The sequence below is a fragment of the Pseudomonas asgharzadehiana genome (genome assembly GCF_019139815.1).
GTDB lineage: Bacteria > Pseudomonadota > Gammaproteobacteria > Pseudomonadales > Pseudomonadaceae > Aquipseudomonas > Aquipseudomonas asgharzadehiana.
Map to the genome: position 1 here is coordinate 5032701 of NZ_CP077079.1, position 18585 is coordinate 5051285.

The 18585-nt window shown below is 60.1% G+C and carries 14 protein-coding genes and 1 pseudogene; 9 read left to right on the forward strand and 6 right to left on the reverse strand.

Translation table 11 applies throughout. The annotated features are described in order from the left end of the window. Positions 1 to 529 precede the first annotated feature (529 nt). Positions 530 to 1822: an OprD family porin gene (locus KSS96_RS22870; RefSeq protein ID WP_068937491.1), complete on the forward strand. Its 1293-nt coding sequence runs from the start codon at positions 530 to 532 to the stop codon at positions 1820 to 1822. Between the two features lie 192 nt (positions 1823 to 2014). On the opposite strand, the gene KSS96_RS22875 is transcribed toward KSS96_RS22870, so the two are convergent. Together KSS96_RS22875 and KSS96_RS22880 are read right to left on the reverse strand one after the other, a co-directional pair. Continuing rightward, positions 2015 to 2857, reverse strand: a complete 843-nt coding sequence (locus KSS96_RS22875; protein ID WP_017529223.1) for a mechanosensitive ion channel family protein — start codon at positions 2855 to 2857, stop codon at positions 2015 to 2017. A gap of 136 nt (positions 2858 to 2993) precedes the next feature. Next, positions 2994 to 3479: a YajQ family cyclic di-GMP-binding protein gene (locus tag KSS96_RS22880; RefSeq protein ID WP_003175814.1), complete on the reverse strand. Its 486-nt coding sequence runs from the start codon at positions 3477 to 3479 to the stop codon at positions 2994 to 2996. A gap of 125 nt (positions 3480 to 3604) precedes the next feature. On the opposite strand from KSS96_RS22880, the gene KSS96_RS22885 reads away from it, so the two are divergent. From KSS96_RS22885 to KSS96_RS22895, 3 genes are read left to right on the forward strand one after another with little or no spacing between them, the layout of a single operon-like run. After that, positions 3605 to 4522: a putative 2-dehydropantoate 2-reductase gene (locus KSS96_RS22885; RefSeq protein WP_068937510.1), complete on the forward strand. Its 918-nt coding sequence runs from the start codon at positions 3605 to 3607 to the stop codon at positions 4520 to 4522. A 46-nt stretch (positions 4523 to 4568) separates the two neighbouring features. Then, positions 4569 to 6605, forward strand: a complete 2037-nt coding sequence (locus KSS96_RS22890; RefSeq protein ID WP_065876969.1) for a sensor histidine kinase — start codon at positions 4569 to 4571, stop codon at positions 6603 to 6605. 2 nt (positions 6606 to 6607) lie between these two features. After that, a complete protein-coding gene (locus KSS96_RS22895) occupies positions 6608 to 7186 on the forward strand; it encodes a cob(I)yrinic acid a,c-diamide adenosyltransferase (RefSeq protein WP_017529226.1) in 579 nt (192 codons plus the stop codon). 70 nt (positions 7187 to 7256) lie between these two features. Here the strand turns inward: KSS96_RS22895 and KSS96_RS22900 are convergent, their stop codons facing one another. The 3 genes from KSS96_RS22900 to secA form a co-directional block, all read right to left on the reverse strand. Further along, positions 7257 to 8201, reverse strand: a complete 945-nt coding sequence (locus tag KSS96_RS22900; protein ID WP_217855339.1) for a Nudix family hydrolase — start codon at positions 8199 to 8201, stop codon at positions 7257 to 7259. Between the two features lie 19 nt (positions 8202 to 8220). Then, a complete protein-coding gene (gene argJ / locus KSS96_RS22905; RefSeq protein WP_017529228.1) occupies positions 8221 to 9438 on the reverse strand; it encodes a bifunctional glutamate N-acetyltransferase/amino-acid acetyltransferase ArgJ in 1218 nt (405 codons plus the stop codon). Positions 9439 to 9561: 123 nt separating this feature from the next. Further along, complete coding sequence (gene secA / locus KSS96_RS22910; RefSeq protein ID WP_068937492.1) at positions 9562 to 12297, reverse strand: preprotein translocase subunit SecA; 2736 nt, start codon at positions 12295 to 12297, stop codon at positions 9562 to 9564. Positions 12298 to 12603: 306 nt separating this feature from the next. Here secA and KSS96_RS22915 point away from each other — a divergent pair, with 306 nt between their 5' ends. Continuing rightward, positions 12604 to 13059 carry a DUF721 domain-containing protein gene (locus KSS96_RS22915; RefSeq protein WP_017529230.1) on the forward strand — a complete coding sequence of 152 codons (456 nt, stop codon included), beginning with the start codon at positions 12604 to 12606 and terminating at the stop codon, positions 13057 to 13059. Between the two features lie 4 nt (positions 13060 to 13063). Here KSS96_RS22915 and KSS96_RS22920 read toward each other — a convergent pair whose 3' ends face one another. After that, positions 13064 to 14542 carry a helicase HerA-like domain-containing protein gene (locus tag KSS96_RS22920; protein WP_026067372.1) on the reverse strand — a complete coding sequence of 493 codons (1479 nt, stop codon included), beginning with the start codon at positions 14540 to 14542 and terminating at the stop codon, positions 13064 to 13066. 192 nt (positions 14543 to 14734) lie between these two features. Between KSS96_RS22920 and KSS96_RS28400 the strand changes: the two are divergent. The 4 genes and pseudogenes from KSS96_RS28400 to gpgD all read left to right on the forward strand — a co-directional run. Beyond that, positions 14735 to 15766: pseudogene (locus tag KSS96_RS28400) on the forward strand (cache domain-containing protein); the annotation flags it as partial. 93 nt (positions 15767 to 15859) lie between these two features. Continuing rightward, positions 15860 to 16624 (forward strand): methyl-accepting chemotaxis protein, encoded by a 765-nt coding sequence (locus KSS96_RS28405; RefSeq protein WP_370737723.1) that lies wholly within the window; start codon positions 15860 to 15862, stop codon positions 16622 to 16624. Positions 16625 to 16721: 97 nt separating this feature from the next. Beyond that, complete coding sequence (gene gpgS / locus KSS96_RS22930; protein WP_065876974.1) at positions 16722 to 17843, forward strand: N-acetylglucosaminyl phosphatidylglycerol synthase; 1122 nt, start codon at positions 16722 to 16724, stop codon at positions 17841 to 17843. Beyond that, positions 17836 to 18579 (forward strand): N-acetylglucosaminyl phosphatidylglycerol deacetylase, encoded by a 744-nt coding sequence (gene gpgD / locus KSS96_RS22935; RefSeq protein WP_068937493.1) that lies wholly within the window; start codon positions 17836 to 17838, stop codon positions 18577 to 18579. Before gpgS ends, gpgD begins: the two co-directional genes overlap by 8 nt. The last annotated feature ends 6 nt before the right edge of the window (positions 18580 to 18585 follow it).

The window sequence follows — 18585 nt, forward strand, 5'->3', positions numbered from 1 at the left end:
TCGTGGGGTGGACCGGTAACGTTTTTACCTGGAACAGCTTTTTTGTACCTGCGAACAGAAGTAACACTAGGGCGTCAAGCCCAAACCAAACGGCTTAAAAAGCCCGTGTTTATGAGGTTTTTACAGGTCCATCACATTTTTCACGAAAAAATGACATTCGGTTACCGAGTTGGGCGCGCTTGTTGCATTCACCCCGTTATCGTCGGCAACGGCACCTGCCGGGAAGCAGGTGTTACGCGATAAAGAACAGTGGCGTTTCAATGCATCTCAGGGAAGGTTTCAAACTTCGAAAGGCGTTTGAAAACAGCATTGAAGTTGTCAGCCCATTTACAGTCGGGCTGTGAATTTGCGACACGGAGCTAGCAATTTACGACAGCCTCGTAAAGAAGCTGAAAGGAAAGATGGGTAAGTATCGTCAATAGAGCCGGCGTGATATAACTTTGCGCCGACACAAAAAAGAAAGAGCCGCCCAGATAAAAATACAGGTGGGACGGCAGTACTCTTCCTAAAACCAAAGGAGCAAATCACGATGCGCGTGATGAAGTGGAGCATGATCGCCCTGGCTGTTTCAGCAGGCACCTCGCAGTTCGCAATGGCGTCCGCCCAGGACGATTCCAAGGGCTTTATCGAAGACAGCACCGCCAGCATCCTGACGCGTGCCTTGTACTTCAGCCGTGACCGCCGTAATCACGATGCGGAGCAAAGCCGTATTGAAGAATCCGGTCTGGGCTTCCACGGCCTCTTCAGCTCGGGCTACACCCAAGGCACCGTCGGTGTTGGTGTCGATGTCATCGGCCTGCTGGGCGTCAAACTCGACAGCGGCAAAGGGCGCGCAGGTACCGGTCTGTTCCCTGAAGGTTCCGACGGCCGTTCGCAGGACGACTATTCCAAAGCCGGCGCTGCCGTGAAGTTCCGTATTTCCAACACGGTTCTGAAGGTCGGTGATCAATACACCACCGCTCCAGTATTCGCCTCCGATGACAGCCGTTTGCTGCCGGAACTGCCGCAAGGCGTTTCCATCACCAGCAACGAAATCAAAGATCTGAAACTGGAAGCCGGTCACTTCACCTCGATCGTTGCCCAAGACCAGACCTACCGCGACAGTATCTCCAGCTCTGAGCCGGGCTCGAGCCGCGGCCTGCGCGACGCCAACTTCGTGGGCGGCGTGTACTCCTGGACCCCAGAGTTCACCACCAGCCTCTACTACTCGAAAGTGGAAGACTACTGGAAGAAGATCTACGCCAACGTGAACTGGACACACGCGCTTAGCGATGACCAATCCGTGGCTGTCGACTTCAACATCTACGACACCAAGAGCGACGGCGCGGGCCTGGTACGGTCCGACAAAGACAAGACCACCAAGCTCGACAACCGTGCATTCAGCTTGCAAGGCGCGTACACCATTGGTGCTCACACCTTCACCCTGGCAGCTCAGAAAGTCAGCGGCGACGGCCAATACGGCTACGGCGTAGACGGCGGCGGCACGATTTTCCTGGCCAACTCCATCGCCCGTTCCGACTTCAACGCTGAAGACGAGAAGTCCTACCAAGCTCGTTATGACCTGAACATGGCGACCTTCGGCATTCCAGGCCTGAGCTTCATGACTCGTTACGTAACCGGTCGCGGCGCCAACATCGCCACGACTAACAACGGTAAAGAGTGGGAACGCGATATCGAAGCCAAGTACGTGATCCAGAGCGGTCCGGCCAAGGACCTGAGCCTGCGCGTACGTCAAGCGACCTATCGCTCGTCTGATCAGGTTTACTCGGGTTCTCTCGACGAACTGCGTCTGATCGCGCAATACCCGCTGAACATCCTGTAATTGCCCGTTCAATTACAACGATGACTTAAGGCTTCGGCCTTAAACAAAAAGCCGCTCCCCTGTTTGCAAGGGAGCGGCTTTTTTATTGCAGTTTCATGTCGCCCGATAATAACTAGCAAGCTAAGTAACTAATGAGATTAAACCAACACGTTTAACCTGACCTTTCGGCCAAGTTAAACATGACGCTTCCCGTTACTTCGGTGCGGCTTCCTGCATTACGCGAATAACCCGCTGCGGAAATGGAATATCAATTCCCGCCGCCTTCAAACGATCACGCGCCAATTCATTAAGCATGAACACTACGTCCCAATAATCCGGCGTATTGGTCCAGCAGCGCAGGGAAACGGTGATCGAGCTGTCGCCCAGGGTCGAAACCACCGCGACCGCGGCAGGATCGGTCAGTACGCGTGGGTCCTTGGCCAGCTCCAGCAGAACTTCGCGGGCTTTCTGCAGGTCCGCCTCGTAGTCCACACCCACGTCAAACACCACCTTGCGGGTCGGCTGGCGGTTGGTGTTGGTGATAAGGCCGTTGGACAGGCTGCCGTTAGGAATGATCACCGTCTTGTTGTCGCCGGTGCGCAACACCGTGTGGAAGATCTGGATGCTGTCGACGGTACCCGAGGTGCCCTGGGCTTCGATCCAGTCACCAATGCGGAACGGGCGGAACAACAGAATCAGCACGCCACCGGCAAAATTCGCCAGGCTGCCTTGCAAGGCCAGGCCAATAGCCAGGGTAGCGGCACCGATGGCGGCAACGAACGAGGTGGTCGCCACGCCGATCATCGAGGCCACGTTGACCACCAGCATGACTTTGAGCGCGATGTTCGCCAGGCTGGTGATGAAATGTTGCAGCGCCTGGTCTGCGTTACGCAGGGCCAGCAGGCGGCCCACTCGGTGGGTCAATACATTGATCAGCCACCAGCCAATGGCCAGGGTGATCATCGCCAGCAATACGCGGCTGCCATATTCCATGATCATCGGGATCCACGACTGTGAGGTCTTGATCAAGTGATCCATTTCAGCGTTTAAATCCATGGAGCTTCTCCTGTGTAGCGGATGTGCGGCTTTATTGACTGCCTAAAAACGCAAATGAGCCCCGTAGGGCTCAAGTGTAGGCGCGGATTCTGGGGCGTGGGACGTCAAAAACGCGCACAGGTTCCGCAAAGTGCCATCAGTCGCGGAAGTTATTGAACTGCAATGGCATGTCGAAGGTCTTGGCGCGCAGGGCCGCGATGGCCTCTTGCAGATCGTCACGCTTCTTGCCGGTCACACGAACTTGCTCACCCTGGATGGCGGCCTGGACTTTCAGCTTGGCATCCTTGATATGCGCGACGATTTTCTTCGCCAGCTCCTTGTCGATGCCTTCCTTGAGCACGGCTTCCTGCTTCATCAGCTTGCCGGAGGCGTAGGCGTCCTTGATTTCAAGGCATTGCGCGTCGATCTTGCGCTTGACCAGTGACAGCTTGAGGATCTCGATCATCGCTTCCAGCTGGAAATCGGCTTCAGCGGTCAGGTTGACGGTCAGTTCTTTTTCCTTGAACTCGAAGCTGCCCTTGCCTTTGAGGTCATAGCGACGGTCCAGCTCCTTGACGGCATTCTCGACGGCGTTGGTGACTTCGTGTTTGTCCAGTTCAGATACCACGTCGAACGAAGGCATGTGATTTCTCCAATAATAAAGGGGCGGGCTCAGTAGAGATGGAGCGCGCCCGAGCTAAAATGCCGGGGCATTATAGCGGTTCTTTCGCCCCGTTCACCGCAGGCGACCCTACGGAGCAAAAACTGATGTCGACCATCTGGCATATTCTCGGCGCCGGCAGCCTGGGCACACTCTGGGCCACGCGCCTGGCCCGCGCCGGGCTGCCCGTGAGGTTGATCCTGCGGGATGAGGCGCGCCTGGCCAACTATCAGGCCGCAAAGGGGCTGACGTTGGTCGAGCACGGCGTAGAGCAGACATATCCAGTCATTGGCGAAACGCCCCACGGCCCGGAGCCAATTCATCGCCTGCTGGTAGCGTGCAAAGCCTACGACGCCCAAAGCGCGGTCGCACAGCTGCAACACCGGCTGATGCAAGACGCGGAGTTGATCCTGCTGCAAAACGGCCTTGGCAGCCAAGACGCGGTGGCCGCGCAATTGCCCCAGGCACGCTGCATCTTTGCCTCCAGCACCGAAGGCGCGTTTCGCCAGGCGGACTGGCGCGTGGTCTTTGCGGGTCATGGCTACACCTGGCTGGGCGACTCGGCCCGGCCGACGCCACCGGTGTGGCTGGACGAGTTGCAAGCCGCCGGCATCCCCCACGAATGGAGTACCGATATCCTGACGCGGCTATGGCGCAAGCTGGCGCTCAATTGCGCGATCAACCCACTGACCGTGCTTTACCAGTGCCGCAATGGCGAGCTGCAAAAGCATCAATGCGAAGTGGCCACCCTGTGCGCCGAACTCGGCGAACTATTGGAATGCTGCGGCCAACCCGCCGCCGCGCAGGATCTGCAAGCAGAAGTGGAACGGGTGATCCACGCCACCGCCGCCAACTATTCCTCCATGTACCAGGACGTGGCCAACGCCCGCCGCACCGAAATCAGCTACTTGTTGGGCTATGCTTGCCAGGCGGCAACCCGCCACCAATTGACGCTGCCGCATTTGCAGCAGTTGCAGCAGCGCTTGATCGACCAGTTAGTGGTACGCCGATTGCCCCGCGACTGAACCACGCGCTACCCTGCCAGCCTGTCTATCACCTGGGAAAACCCTGATGCCGCTGCGCCAGCGTCTTGAAAACTTACCGGTAGGGCAGAAACTGCTGGCCGCCCTGCTGGTGCTGCTGACCACCGTATTACTGGTGGCCAACCTGACCTTTATCAGCGCCGCCTATTGGATCTCCCAGGAGAGCATGGCTCCCCAGGCCTTGCAGGCCATCGGTCGGCTGGTCTCCAACCCGGCCCTCGCCGCCGAAGCCCTCGAATCCAGCGCCAAAGCCCAAGCGCTGCTCAATGAACTGACCAGCTATTCACCCTTGCGCGCTGCCGCCTTGTACGACGGCGAAGGCAACCGCCTGGCGCAGATGCAACACGGTGATCGCTTGAATTTGCCCGACAACTATCGGCATATCGAGGCGTGGCGCGTGACCGAGTTTCGCAGCAACCAGGTGATCACCCTGCCCCGCGCCGGCCAGCCTTCAGGGCATTTGCTGCTGGTGGCCAGCAGTGAGCTGCCGGTGGCGTTCTATACCGGCACGCTGACGGCCAGCCTGGGCATCCTGATTTTCAGCGTGCTGTTGTGGTTAGTGATCGCGCGGCAGATCAAACGCCTGATCACCCGGCCGATCCACGAACTGGAAGAACTGTCACGCCAGGTAACCCGCGAAGAAAACTACGCCCTGCGCGCCGGCCGTGGCAACCACGATGAAATCGGCAGCCTGGCCGAAGCGTTCAACACGATGTTGTCGCGTATCGAAGCCCGCGAGCAACAGCTCAAGCGCGCACGTGACGACTCCCAGGCCGCCTACGACCAGGCCCAGGGCCTGGCTGAAGAGACCCGCCACACTAACCGCAAGCTGGAGCTGGAAGTCCAGGTTCGCAGCAAAATCGAGAAAAAACTCACCGGTTTCCAGAACTACCTCAACAGCATCATCGACTCAATGCCCTCGGCGCTGATCGCCCTGGACGAGCAGCTCTATGTCACCCAGTGGAACCAGGAAGCCAGCGCGCTTTCCGGTACGCGCCTGGACGAAGCACTGAACCAGCCGATCTATCTCGCCTTCGAACCGCTCAAGCCTTTCCTGGCGCAAATCAAGGCCACGATCGAGCAACACACGGTAGAACGCATCGAACGTGTGACCTGGATCAAGGATGAAGAGCCCAAGCATTACGCCCTGACGTTCTATCCACTGATGGGCGGTGCCGGGCGCGGTGTGGTGATCCGCATCGATGACATCACCCAGCGCCTGTCCCTGGAAGAAATGATGGTGCAGTCGGAAAAAATGCTCTCCGTCGGCGGGCTGGCCGCCGGTATGGCCCACGAAATCAACAACCCGCTGGGGGCGATCCTGCACAACGTACAGAACATCCGCCGCCGTTTGTCCGCCGACCTGCCCAAGAATCTGGAATACGCCGAACAGACAGGCGTGGAACTGGCGACGATCAACCGCTACCTGGAAGGTCGCGAAGTGCCACAACTGCTCGATGGCATCCAGCAAGCCGGGGCACGAGCCGCCAAAATCGTCACGCACATGCTCAGTTTCAGCCGGCGCAGCAATCGACAGATGGCGCCTTGCGACTTACCCGCGCTGATCGATCAAGCCGTTGAAATTGCCGGCAACGACTTCGACCTGGCCATAGGGTTCGACTTCAAGGGCCAGGCGATCATCCGCCAGTTCGACCCGCAGTTGGGCCCGGTGCCCGGCACCGCCAACGAACTGGAGCAGGTGCTGCTCAACCTGCTGAAAAACGCCGCCCAGGCGATTCACCTGCGTGAAGACGATCGCGAGCCGGGGCGCATCATCCTGCGCACCCGCCTCAACCCGCCATGGGCAGAGATCCAGGTGGAAGATAACGGCATCGGCATGAGTGAGAATGTGCGCAAGCGCACCTTCGAGCCATTCTTCACCACCAAGGAAATCGGCCAGGGCACAGGGCTGGGGCTGTCGGTGTCGTATTTCATCATCACCAACAACCACAAAGGCCAAATGGAAGTACATTCCACCCTCGGCCAAGGCACCTGTTTTACCTTGCGCATCCCCTTGGCCGGCAGCCAACTGCCACCCTACGAACGCACCCAACTGGAGCACTGACCATGGGCTTTCGCCTGTCGAAAATCTACACACGTACCGGCGACAAAGGCGAAACCGGCCTCGGCGACGGCCGCCGGGTGCCCAAGGACCATCCGCGCGTGGAGGCCATCGGCGAAGTCGATGCGCTGAACAGCCAGCTGGGGTTGTTGCTGGCAGGCCTTGAAGAGCAAAGCGGCAAGCATCCGCAACTGAAGGATGTGGTTGAGGTACTGACGCCTTGCCAGCATCGATTGTTCGATCTGGGCGGTGAGCTGGCGATGCCGGTGTACAAGGCGTTGAACGCCGCGGAAGTGGATCGGCTGGAAGCGGCGATTGATCGCTGGAATGAAGAGGTCGGGCCACTGGAGAACTTTATCCTGCCCGGTGGCTCGGCGCTGATTGCCCAGGCCCATGTGTGCCGTAGCCTGGCGCGCAGCGCGGAGCGGCGATGTCAGCACCTGAATGCGGTGGAGCCGTTGGAAGGCGTTGGGTTGGCGTATATCAATCGGTTGTCGGACTTGCTGTTTGTGGCGGCGCGGGTGATTGCCAGGCGCCAGGGAGTAGCGGAGGTTTTGTGGCAGGCGGCAGCCAAGCCACACTGAACCGCACTCCAAAGGGTATGCCCCGGTCAAATGTGGGGGCTTGCTCCCGATGAGGCCCGTCAGAACACCATCACTCCTGCGGCCAGAACGCCCTGATACCTGCCACACCCTGCGCCCCAGCCTCCCAAGCCTTCTCTCGTTCAGCCGGCCCAACACCACCCAGCAAAAACACCGGCTTGCTGAACCCACGGATCAACTCTATCGCCTGCTCCCAGCCCAACGGCTGCGCGCCAGGGTGGGTCTGGGTCGGTTGCACCGGCGACAGCGTGACAAAATCCACGTCCATCAATTGCGCCAATGCGAGTTCTTCAGCGTTGTGGCACGACGCCGCGAGCCAGCGGTCCTTCGGCAACGGTCGGCCTTTGCTCGCGTATTTACGCAGCTGGGCCGAGGTCATGTGCCAGCCGGCCGCAGGAAAATCCCCCAGCCATTCAAACGGCCCCTTGAGCATCAATTGTGCCTTGCCCGCGCACAGGCCCACCGCATCCACCGCCAGGTCGCGGTATTTGGGGTCGTAGCCGTTGGGCGCGCGCAGTTGAACCAGCTTGATGCCGCCAGCCACAGCCTTCTGAATCCCACGCAACAGTGTCGGGGTTTCCAGTTCGCCAGGAGTGATCAGGTAATCGGCGGGCAAGCGCGCGGCGGCAACGATCGGCGCGTTAGCGGCCGGGAATTCATAGTTGAGCAAATCCCGAGGCGCCACCCACTCCAAGGGTTGACCCTCGGCGCCATGCGGTTCGCCGGTAAACGCCGAAACTTCCCAGACATCCAGTAATACCTGTTTGTCCGGGTAGTCGTGTTGCACCTTGATCAGCGGCCGCGCCGTGGTGACCTGGATGCCCAACTCTTCCTGCAACTCGCGGGACAAGGCGGCGGCGACCGATTCATCCGCCTCCACCTTGCCGCCGGGAAACTCCCAGAGGCCGCCTTGATGCTGAGTATCGGCGCGGCGCGCCAGCAGGATCCTGCCATCGACACCGCGGATCACCGCTGCTGCTACATGCACTCGTTTCACCGCGCTCATCCTCCAGGCTTCAGGTACGGTATTCCGCGTTGATCTTCACGTACTCGTGGGACAGGTCGGTGGTCCAGATGGTTTCGCTGCAATCGCCACGGCCCAACTCGATACGGATGGTGATTTCTTCCTGCTGCATCACCGCCGAGCCCTGGGCTTCGGTGTAGCTCTCGGCGCGGGCGCCACGGCTGGCGATGCACACGTCACCGAGGAACACATCGATCTTGCTCACATCCAGGTCCGGCACACCGGCACGGCCAACAGCGGCGAGGATGCGGCCCCAGTTCGGGTCGGAAGCGAACAGCGCAGTCTTGATCAGTGGCGAGTGGGCCACGGTGTAGCCGACATCCAGGCATTCCTGGTGATTGCCGCCGCCGTTGACTTCGACCGTGACGAACTTGGTCGCCCCCTCACCGTCACGCACGATGGCCTGGGCCACGTCCATGCACACTTCGAACACCGCCTGCTTGAGGGCCGCGAACAGCGGGCCGCTGGCCTCGGTGATTTCCGGCAGGTTGGCCTGGCCGGTGGCGATCAGCATGCAGCAGTCATTGGTCGAAGTATCGCCATCAATGGTGATGCGGTTGAACGACTTGTTGGCACCGTCCAGGATCAGGCTGTGCAACACATCGCGAGAGACTTTGGCGTCGGTGGCAATGTAGCCGAGCATGGTGGCCATGTTCGGACGGATCATGCCCGCGCCTTTGCTGATGCCGGTGACGGTGACGGTCTGACCGTCATGCACGAACTGGCGGCTCGCGCCTTTTGGCAGGGTGTCGGTGGTCATGATGCCAGTCGCGGCGGCGGCCCAGTTATCCACAGACAGGTCATCCAGTGCGGCTTGCAGGGCGCCTTCGATTTTCTCGACCGGCAGCGGTTCGCCGATGACGCCGGTGGAGTAAGGCAGCACTTGGCTGGCATCCACGCCGGCCAGTTGAGCCAGCTTGGCGCATGTGCGCGCGGCAGCCACCAGGCCAGGCTCGCCGGTACCGGCGTTGGCATTGCCGGTGTTGGTCAGCAGGTAACGAATGGAGCCTGCAACACGTTGCTTGGCCAGGATCACCGGTGCGGCGCAAAACGCATTGAGGGTGAACACACCGGCGACGGTCGAGCCTTCGGCACAGCGCATCACCACCACATCCTTGCGCCCCGCACGTTTAATGCCGGCCGAAGCGATACCCAGTTCAAAACCGGCAACCGGGTGCAATGTGGGCAAAGGACCAAGACCAACAGCCATGAATGCGCTCCTTAAAATTAGGTGATGTCTGTGCCGCCATGATCGACGGTGAAATTAATGGCAAAACGCCGCGACGGCAGAGGCCGGTCGCGGCGCGGAGTGTTGCAGCGTCAGGCGAAAATCTTATTCGATCTGGCCGTGGCAGTGTTTGAATTTCTTGCCCGAGCCGCAATAGCACAGCTCGTTGCGGCCCAGCTTCTGCTCGTTGCGCACCGGTGTCTGGGCCAGGGCCACATCGACCTCCTCGCCCAGTACTTCAGGTGCGTCCAGACTCGGTGCTTCGTCGTGCTGGAACTGCATGCGCGCCGCCAGTGCCTCGGCTTCCTGGCGCAGGCGAGCTTCCTCTTCGATAGGGTCTTCGCGACGCACCTGAACGTGGGACAGCACGCGAATCGAATCGCGCTTGATCGAATCCAGCAACTCGGAGAACAGCGTGAACGACTCGCGCTTGTATTCCTGCTTGGGGTTCTTCTGGGCGTAGCCACGCAGGTGGATACCGTGACGCAGGTGGTCCATGGTCGACAGGTGGTCTTTCCACAGGTCGTCCAGCACGCGCAGTACGATTTGTTTCTCGAAGGTGCGCAGCGCTTCGGCACTCGCCTGCTCTTCTTTCTCGTTGTACGCGGCCAGCAACTCGGCCATCAGTTTTTCGCGCAGGGTTTCTTCGTACAGGTGGTCGTCTTCGTCCAGCCATTGCTGAACCGGCAAGTCGACACCGAAGTCGCTCTTCAATGCCGCTTCCAGGCCGGCGACATCCCACTGTTCAGGCAGGGACTGTGGCGGAATGTGCGCGCTGACGGTGGCGTTGAGCACGTCCTGGCGGAAATCGGCGATGGTCTCGCCAATGTTGTCGGCGGCCAGCAACGTATTACGCATGTGATAGATCACTTTACGCTGTTCGTTGTTGACGTCATCGAACTCGAGCAGTTGCTTACGGATGTCGAAGTTGCGGCCTTCAACCTTGCGCTGGGCCTTCTCGATGGCGTTGGTCACCATGCGGTGCTCGATCGCTTCACCGGACTGCATGCCCAGGGCCTTCATGAAGTTTTTCACCCGGTCCGAGGCGAAAATGCGCATCAGGCTGTCTTCCAGGGACAGGTAGAAGCGGCTGGAACCGGCGTCACCCTGACGACCGGCACGACCACGCAACTGGTTGTCGATACGACGCGATTCGTGACGCTCGGAGGCGATCACCTGCAGGCCGCCGGACTCCAGCACGGCCTGGTGACGCTTCTGCCAATCGGCCTTGATCTGGGCGATCTGCTCGGGGGTCGGGTTGTCCAGGGAGGCCACTTCCACTTCCCAGTTGCCACCCAACAGGATGTCGGTACCACGACCGGCCATGTTGGTGGCGATGGTCAATGCGCCTGGGCGACCGGCCTGGGCAATGATCTCGGCTTCTTTTTCGTGGAACTTGGCGTTGAGGACCTTGTGCTCGATGCCTTCCTTGTTGAGCAGGTTGGACACGTGCTCGGAAGTCTCGATGGTGGCGGTACCCACCAGGATCGGGCGCCCCTGGGCCATGCCATCCTTGATGTCGTTGATGATCGCCGCGTATTTCTCTTCGGCGGTCAGGAACACCAGGTCGTTGAAATCTTTACGCGCCAGCGGCTTGTTCGGCGGGATGACCACTACCGACAGACCGTAGATCTGGTGGAACTCGAACGCTTCGGTGTCGGCCGTACCGGTCATGCCGGACAGCTTGTTGTACAAACGGAAGTAGTTCTGGAAGGTGGTGGACGCCAACGTCTGGCTTTCGGCCTGGATGTTGAGCATTTCCTTGGCTTCGATGGCCTGGTGCAGGCCTTCGGACAGACGGCGACCCGGCATGGTACGGCCGGTGTGTTCGTCGACCAGTACCACCTGGCCATCTTGCACGATGTATTCGACGTTGCGATGGAACAGCTTGTGGGCACGCAGGCCGGCATACACATGGGTCAGCAGGCCCAGGTTGTGCGCCGAGTACAGGCTTTCGCCTTCAGCCAGCAAACCGATCTGGGTCAGCATGTCTTCGACATACTGGTGGCCGGCTTCGTTAAGTTCGACCTGGCGGGTCTTCTCGTCGATGGTGAAGTGACCTTCTTTGGTCACCACGCCTTCCACTTCCTCGATGTGCTGCTCAAGGCGCGGGATCAACTTGTTGATCTCGGTGTACAGGCGCGAGCTGTCTTCGGCCTGGCCGGAGATGATCAGCGGGGTACGAGCTTCGTCGATGAGGATGGAGTCGACTTCGTCGATCACGGCAAAGTTGAGTTCGCGCTGGAATTTTTCTTCCATGCTGAACGCCATGTTGTCGCGCAGGTAGTCGAAACCGAATTCGTTGTTGGTACCGTAGGTGATGTCGGCGGCGTAGGCGGCGCGCTTCTCTTCCGGCGGCTGGAACGGCGTCACGACGCCGACGGTCAGGCCGAGGAATTCATACAGCGGGCGCATCCAGTTGGCGTCCCGGCGAGCCAGGTAGTCGTTCACCGTCACAACGTGCACGCCCTTGCCGGACAATGCGTTGAGATAAACACCCAGGGTTGCTACCAGGGTCTTGCCTTCACCTGTACGCATTTCGGCAATCATGCCTTCATGCAAGGTCATGCCGCCGATCAACTGCACGTCGAAGTGGCGCATGCCCATGACACGCTTACCGGCTTCACGGGCAACCGCGAACGCTTCGGGCAGCAGTTTGTCGAGGGTTTCACCTTTGGCTATGCGGGCCTTGAACTCTTGGGTCTTGGCGCGCAATTGCTCGTCCGACAGGGCAACCATCTGCTCTTCGAAGGCATTGACCAGCTGCACCGTCTTGAGCATGCGTTTGACTTCGCGCTCATTCTTGCTTCCAAAAAGTTTCTTTAACAAAGGCGCAAACATATCGGCAGGTTCTTCCACACATAGGGATGGAGGGCGCACCGTGAGTGGCCCGAGCAGCCCTCACGGCCGCATGCGAACGCGCATTCTACCCGGAATCGTGGGTGAGGAAAGTGGCGTTGTTCCCCGATGCGGGCACGGCGCTGTGAGAGGGCTTGTTTAAAATAAGGGCTTTTGTCGGAACTTCAACCCATGCCGCGCAGAAGTCACCTATTGATTTCACGCAAAAAACCGCGTCGACGCTTTGCCTGGAAGGCGTGCAGGCGCTTTCTGCTAAGATGGCCGCTCTGTTACCTAAGGTGTCCAATCATGGCATTTCGCCCTCTTACAGCCCGCGCGCCCAGCGTGTTGCTTCGCGAAGCCAAGCCGTTGAAAGCCATCTTTGGCCATGCGCAACGCTTGGGCCATTTGCAGCGCCTGCTCGAAAGCCAGTTGCAACCGGCCGCACGTGAACATTGCCATGTGGCGTCCTGGCGTGAAGGCAACCTGCTGCTGATTGTCACAGATGGCCATTGGGCGACCCGCTTGCGCTATCAGCAAAAACGCCTGCAGCGTCAATTAATGGCCTTTGAAGAGTTCGCCAGCCTGACGCGCATCCAGTTCAAGGTGCAACCGCCGACCGTTCAGCAAGGCGCGGCGGGGCACACCATGGACCTGTCGGAAAGTGCGGCCGAGACCATTCAGGCCACGGCCGACGGGATCAGCGACCCGGGCTTGCGCGCCGCGCTTGAGCGGCTGGCCGCCCACGGCAAGCCCAAGCCCTGAACCGTTACTTGCGCTTGCCGCCGCCCAGCAAAGACCCCAACAAGCCGCGCACCAATTGCCGCCCCATCTGATTGGCCGCCTGTTGCATCGCTGATTTGAGCGCCTTGCCCGCTGCCGTTCCCAGAAACGCACCGGCCTTGTCGGTAAAGCTCGGCTCCTCGGCAGCTGGCACAGCGTCTTCGGCAGGGCTCAAGTCCTTGCGTGCCATCAGCACTTCATAAGCGGACTCCCGGTCGATCGGTTTGTCATAGCGCCCTTGCAGGGGTGAACGGGCAATCAGTGCCGTGCGTTCGGCCTCGCTGAGCGGCCCGATACGCGATTGCGGCGGCGCTACCAGTACCCGTTGGACCACCTCCGGCGTGCCCTTTTCCTGCAAGGTGCCCACCAACGCCTCACCGGTGCCCAGCTCGGTAAGCACCGACAAGGCATCAAATGCCGGGTTGGGCCGGAAACCGTCTGCCACCGCGCGCAGGGATTTCTGCTCTTTAGTGGTGAATGCGCGCAGGCCGTGCTGGATGCGCAAGCCGAGTTGAGCCAGCACCGTGTCCGGCAGGTCGCCAGGCGATTGAGTCACGAAATACACGCCCACCCCTTTGGAACGAATCAAGCGCACCACCTGCTCCAGGCGCTCTTGCAAGGCCTTGGGGGTGTCGGCGAACAACAAATGCGCCTCATCGAAAAACAGCGCCAGCAGCGGTTTATCCGCATCGCCACGCTCGGGCAGTTGCTCGAACAATTCGGCCAACAGCCACAGCAGGAACGTCGCGTACACCTTCGGCGCCTCGTGCACCAGGCGGCTGGCATCCAGCAGGTGGATACGCCCGCGCCCATCACTGGCCGGCTGCAGGATATCTTCCAGCTGCAGGGCCGGCTCGCCGAACAACGCCTCCGCGCCCTGCTGTTCCAGCACCGCCAGGCGCCGCAACAGTGCCTGGCTGGAGCCGGTGGTCATCAGCGCGGCATCGTCACCCAATAACTCCGGGTGATAGCGCAGATGGTTGAGCAGTGCCTTGAGGTCCTTGAGGTCCAGCAGCAGCAAGCCTTCGCGATCCGCCACTTTGAACGCCGCATAGAGGGCCGACTGCTGGCTGTCCGTCAGCTCCAGCAAGCTGCCGAGCAACAACGGGCCCATTTCGCTGATGGTGGTGCGCAACGGATGACCGGACTGCCCGTGGATATCCCACAACGTGACGGGATACTCCTGAGCCGTGTAATTCAGGAAAGGCATGCCGGCGATACGCTCGGCCACCTTGCCCTGTGGAAAAGCCGCGGCGCCCAGGCCGCAGAGGTCACCTTTGATATCCGCGGCAAACACCGCCACGCCCGCATCACTGAAGGCTTCGGCCAGGCGTTGCAGCGTGACCGTCTTGCCCGTACCCGTGGCGCCGGCAATCAACCCGTGACGATTGGCCAGGCGCATGGCCTGGGCGATGGGCTGGCCATCAAGGCCGGCACCTATAAGGAGTTGCGTGGAGTCAGGCATTTCGTCACCCATGGTTAATCTTTAGTGTCGCCAGGTCGATAAGACAGATGTGAGACCCACAAAGTCTAAAAAACGCTCAGATAGTTCCTACAGGGAACAACGGAAATATCAAACTTTTTTTGACGCTACCCTCCAGCGTGTTCCACAAGGACGCGCGTTGGATATTTATGACCTTAGCGGACCCTTCAAGCCATGAATAAAAATCTGCGTTTCAGCCATAAGATCCTGCTTGCAGCCTCCCTTATTGTCATCGCCGCCTTCGCGTTGTTTACCCTCTATAACGATTACCTGCAGCGCAATGCCATACGCGAGGACCTCAACAGCTATCTGCATGAGATGGGTGACGTCACCGCCAGCAGCATTCAGACCTGGCTGAGCGGGCGTATTGCGCTGGTGGAAAACGCCGCACAGAACATCGCCATCAACCCTGAGCCCAGCGTCGTCGCGAGCCTGCTGGACCAGAAAACCCTGACCTCGTCGTTCATGGCCACCTACGTGGGTGACAGCCAGGGCGCGTTCACCATCCGCCCCGACACCAAAATGCCGGACGGCTTTGATCCGCGCGTTCGCCCTTGGTACAAAGGGGCGCAGAGCAGCAACGGCTCGACCCTGACCGAGCCCTATATCGATGCCGCCACCGGCAAGTTGATTATTTCCATCGCGACCCCCAGCACCAAGGGCGGCCAGGCTGTCGGCGTGGTCGGCGGCGACCTGAGCCTGCAGACACTGGTGGACAACATCGGCGCGCTGAACTTCGGCGGAATGGGCTATGCGTTCCTGGTCAGCGCCGACGGCAAGGTGCTGGTACACCCCGACAAAAACCTGGTGATGAAGACCCTCGCCGATGTCTATCCCAGCCACACGCCGGCAATCAGCGGCAACTTCAGCGAAGTCGAGAGCAACGGTAAGGTCAACATCGTCACCTTCACACCGATCAAAGGTTTGCCGTCGGTGAACTGGTATCTGGGAGTATCGGTGGATAAAGACGAAGCCTACGCGATGCTCAGCAAATTCCGCACCTCTGCCGTGATTGCCACCGTGATCGCCGTGGTGATCATCATCGCCCTGCTGGGCATGCTGATCCGCGTACTGCTGCAGCCGCTGCACGTCATGACCCGCGCCATGCAGGACATCGCCGACGGCGAAGGTGACCTGACGCGCCGCCTGGCCATCCAGAACCACGATGAGTTCGGCACCTTGGCAAATGCCTTCAACAGCTTCGTAGAGCGCATTCACACATCGATCCGCGAAGTGTCCTCGGCCACCGAGCACGTCAATGAAGTGGCCCTGCGGGTGGTAAGCGCCTCCAACTCGTCGATGGTCAACTCCGACGAGCAGGCCAACCGAACCAACAGCGTGGCCGCCGCGATCAATCAGCTGGGGGCTGCCGCCCAGGAAATCGCGCGCAACGCCGCGCAGGCTTCAAACCAGGCCAGCGATGCCCGCCACTTGGCTGAGGACGGCCAACAGGTGGTCGATCGCAACATCAAGGCGATGACCCAACTGTCCGAGATGATCAGCGCCTCCAGCAGCAATATCGAAGCACTTAACAGCAAGACCGTGAATATCGGCCAGATTCTCGAGGTAATCACCAGTATCTCTCAGCAAACCAACCTGCTGGCGCTGAACGCTGCCATCGAGGCGGCACGGGCCGGTGAAGCGGGCCGTGGGTTTGCGGTGGTGGCCGACGAGGTGCGCAACCTGGCCCATCGCACGCAGGAATCGGCACAACAGGTACAAACCATGATCGAAGAGCTGCAAGTCGGCGCCCGGGAATCGGTGACCACCATGAGCCAGAGCCAGCGTCACAGCCATGACAGTGTGGAAATCGCCAACCTCGCCGGTGAACGCCTCAATAGCGTGACCCTGCGCATTGGCGAGATCGACGGTATGAACCAGTCAGTGGCCACCGCCACCGAGGAGCAAACCTCGGTGGTGGAATCGATCAACATGGACATCACGGAAATCAACACCCTCAATCAGGAAGGCGTGGAAAACCTGCAATCGACATTGCGTGCCTGTGCCGATCTGGAACAGCAGGCTGCGCGGCTGAAACAGCTGGTGGGCAGTTTCCGCATCTGAGCCACCCAGGCGCCGGACCGACGCCTGCACGATGAACACCAACCGAACATCTATCCTTAGCTCAGGTCCACGTTTAGGAGAGCAATGGATCGGAGGGATGTTCATCGTGCATATCGCTGACATAACCATGTTCTACGCCCCAGCCAGCGGCGGCGTACGCACTTATCTGGATGCCAAGCACCGCCGCCTGGCCCTCAAACCCGGCATTCGCCACAGCCTTTTAATACCCGGCGCGCACTTGAGCGAACGCGATGGCGTGTTCAAAGTGCCGGCGCCCGCCCTGCCCTTCGGCAAGGGCTATCGATTCCCGGTGCGCCTGGCTCCTTGGCGAAATGTCCTGCGCGATTTACAGCCCGATCTGATCGAGGTAGGAGACCCCTACCTCACTGCGTGGGCCGCACTGGATGCTCGGCGCCAGCTGGATGTGCCGGTCATCGGTTTTTACCACTCCGACTTACCGCTGCTGGTGAGCAACCGCATGGGGCCGTGGTTTACACCCAATGTTGAAGCCTATGTCAGAAAACTCTACGGGAATTTTGACCGGGTACTGGCGCCAAGCCAGGTGATGGCCGACAAACTCATAGGCCTGGGGGTGAAGAATGTCTTCGTCCAGCCCCTGGGGGTGGACCTGCAGACCTTTACTCCGCAGGCCGGCGACCCGGGCTTGCGCGCCGAACTGGGGATCGACCAGGACACCCGCCTGCTGATCTTTGCCGGGCGCGGCTCCAAGGAGAAAAACCTGCCGGTCCTGCTGCGCTGCATGAAACGCCTGGGCAACGGTTACCATTTATTGCTGGTGGGTTCCGGCATGCCGGCCAGCGTTCCAGGCAACGTCACCGTCATCGACGGGTTTCGCCCGGCCCCTTACGTTGCCCGTCTGATGGCCAGCGCCGACGCCTTGCTGCATGCCGGCGACCAGGAAACCTTTGGCCTGGTCATCCTCGAAGCCATGGCCTGCGGCACCCCCGTGGTCGCCGTGGCAGCCGGCGCATTCAATGAGATCGTCAATGAACGCTGCGGTCTGTTATGCAGGCCCAACCACCCACAGGCGATGGCCGACGCCGTACGCGAGTTGTTCAACACCGACAGCCGGCGCCTGGGAGCCCAGGCTCGGCGTTATGTGGAACAGCATTACGCATGGGACAGCGTGGTCGACAGCCTGCTCGGGCATTACCATGCCGTACTGGGCAGCCACGACACGATGCTTTGTCATGGCTGAAACCGCCGTGTTACTGGTGCTGCACGATGTCGCGCCGCACAATTGGGCGGACTATCGTCCCTTTGTCGAGGCCGTGGATGCACTCGGCGCGGTGCCTATCACGTGGCTGGTGGTGCCGGACTTTCACCATCGCGATGCCTTGCACGATCACGCTGAGTTCCGACGCCTGCTCGACAGCCGCGTCGCCAGGGGTGATGAACTGGCGTTGCACGGCTACTACCACTGCGATGACCAACCGGCACCGCGCACGCCCAAAGACTGGCTCATGCGCCGCGTGTATACCCACGAGGGTGAGTTTTATCGCCTGTCATATGTCCAGGCCCTGAATCGACTTCATGAGGGCATAGCAGTATTCCAACGCAACGACTGGCCATTGTCGGGTTTCGTCGCGCCCGCTTGGTTGATGAGCCAAGGCACCCGCCAGGCATTGCGCCAATTACCGCTGAGCTACACCAGCGACCCGCAGCACCTGTACCGGCTTCCCGACTTCACGCGTATCGACGCCCCCGGCCTGGTGTGGAGTGCCCGCAGCGCCTGGCGCCGGCGCCTGTCCAAAGCACTCAGTGATTGCCGCGAGCACCGTTGGAAGACAGCCCAAGTCATCCGCCTGGGCCTGCACCCGGTGGACATGCGCCACGAGTTTTCCCGTCGCTATTGGCTTGAGACCTTGCAGCGCATGCTGAACGCGGGACGCATCCCAATGACCAAAGCCGCCTGGCTCGCTACCCGATCATGAACCGAG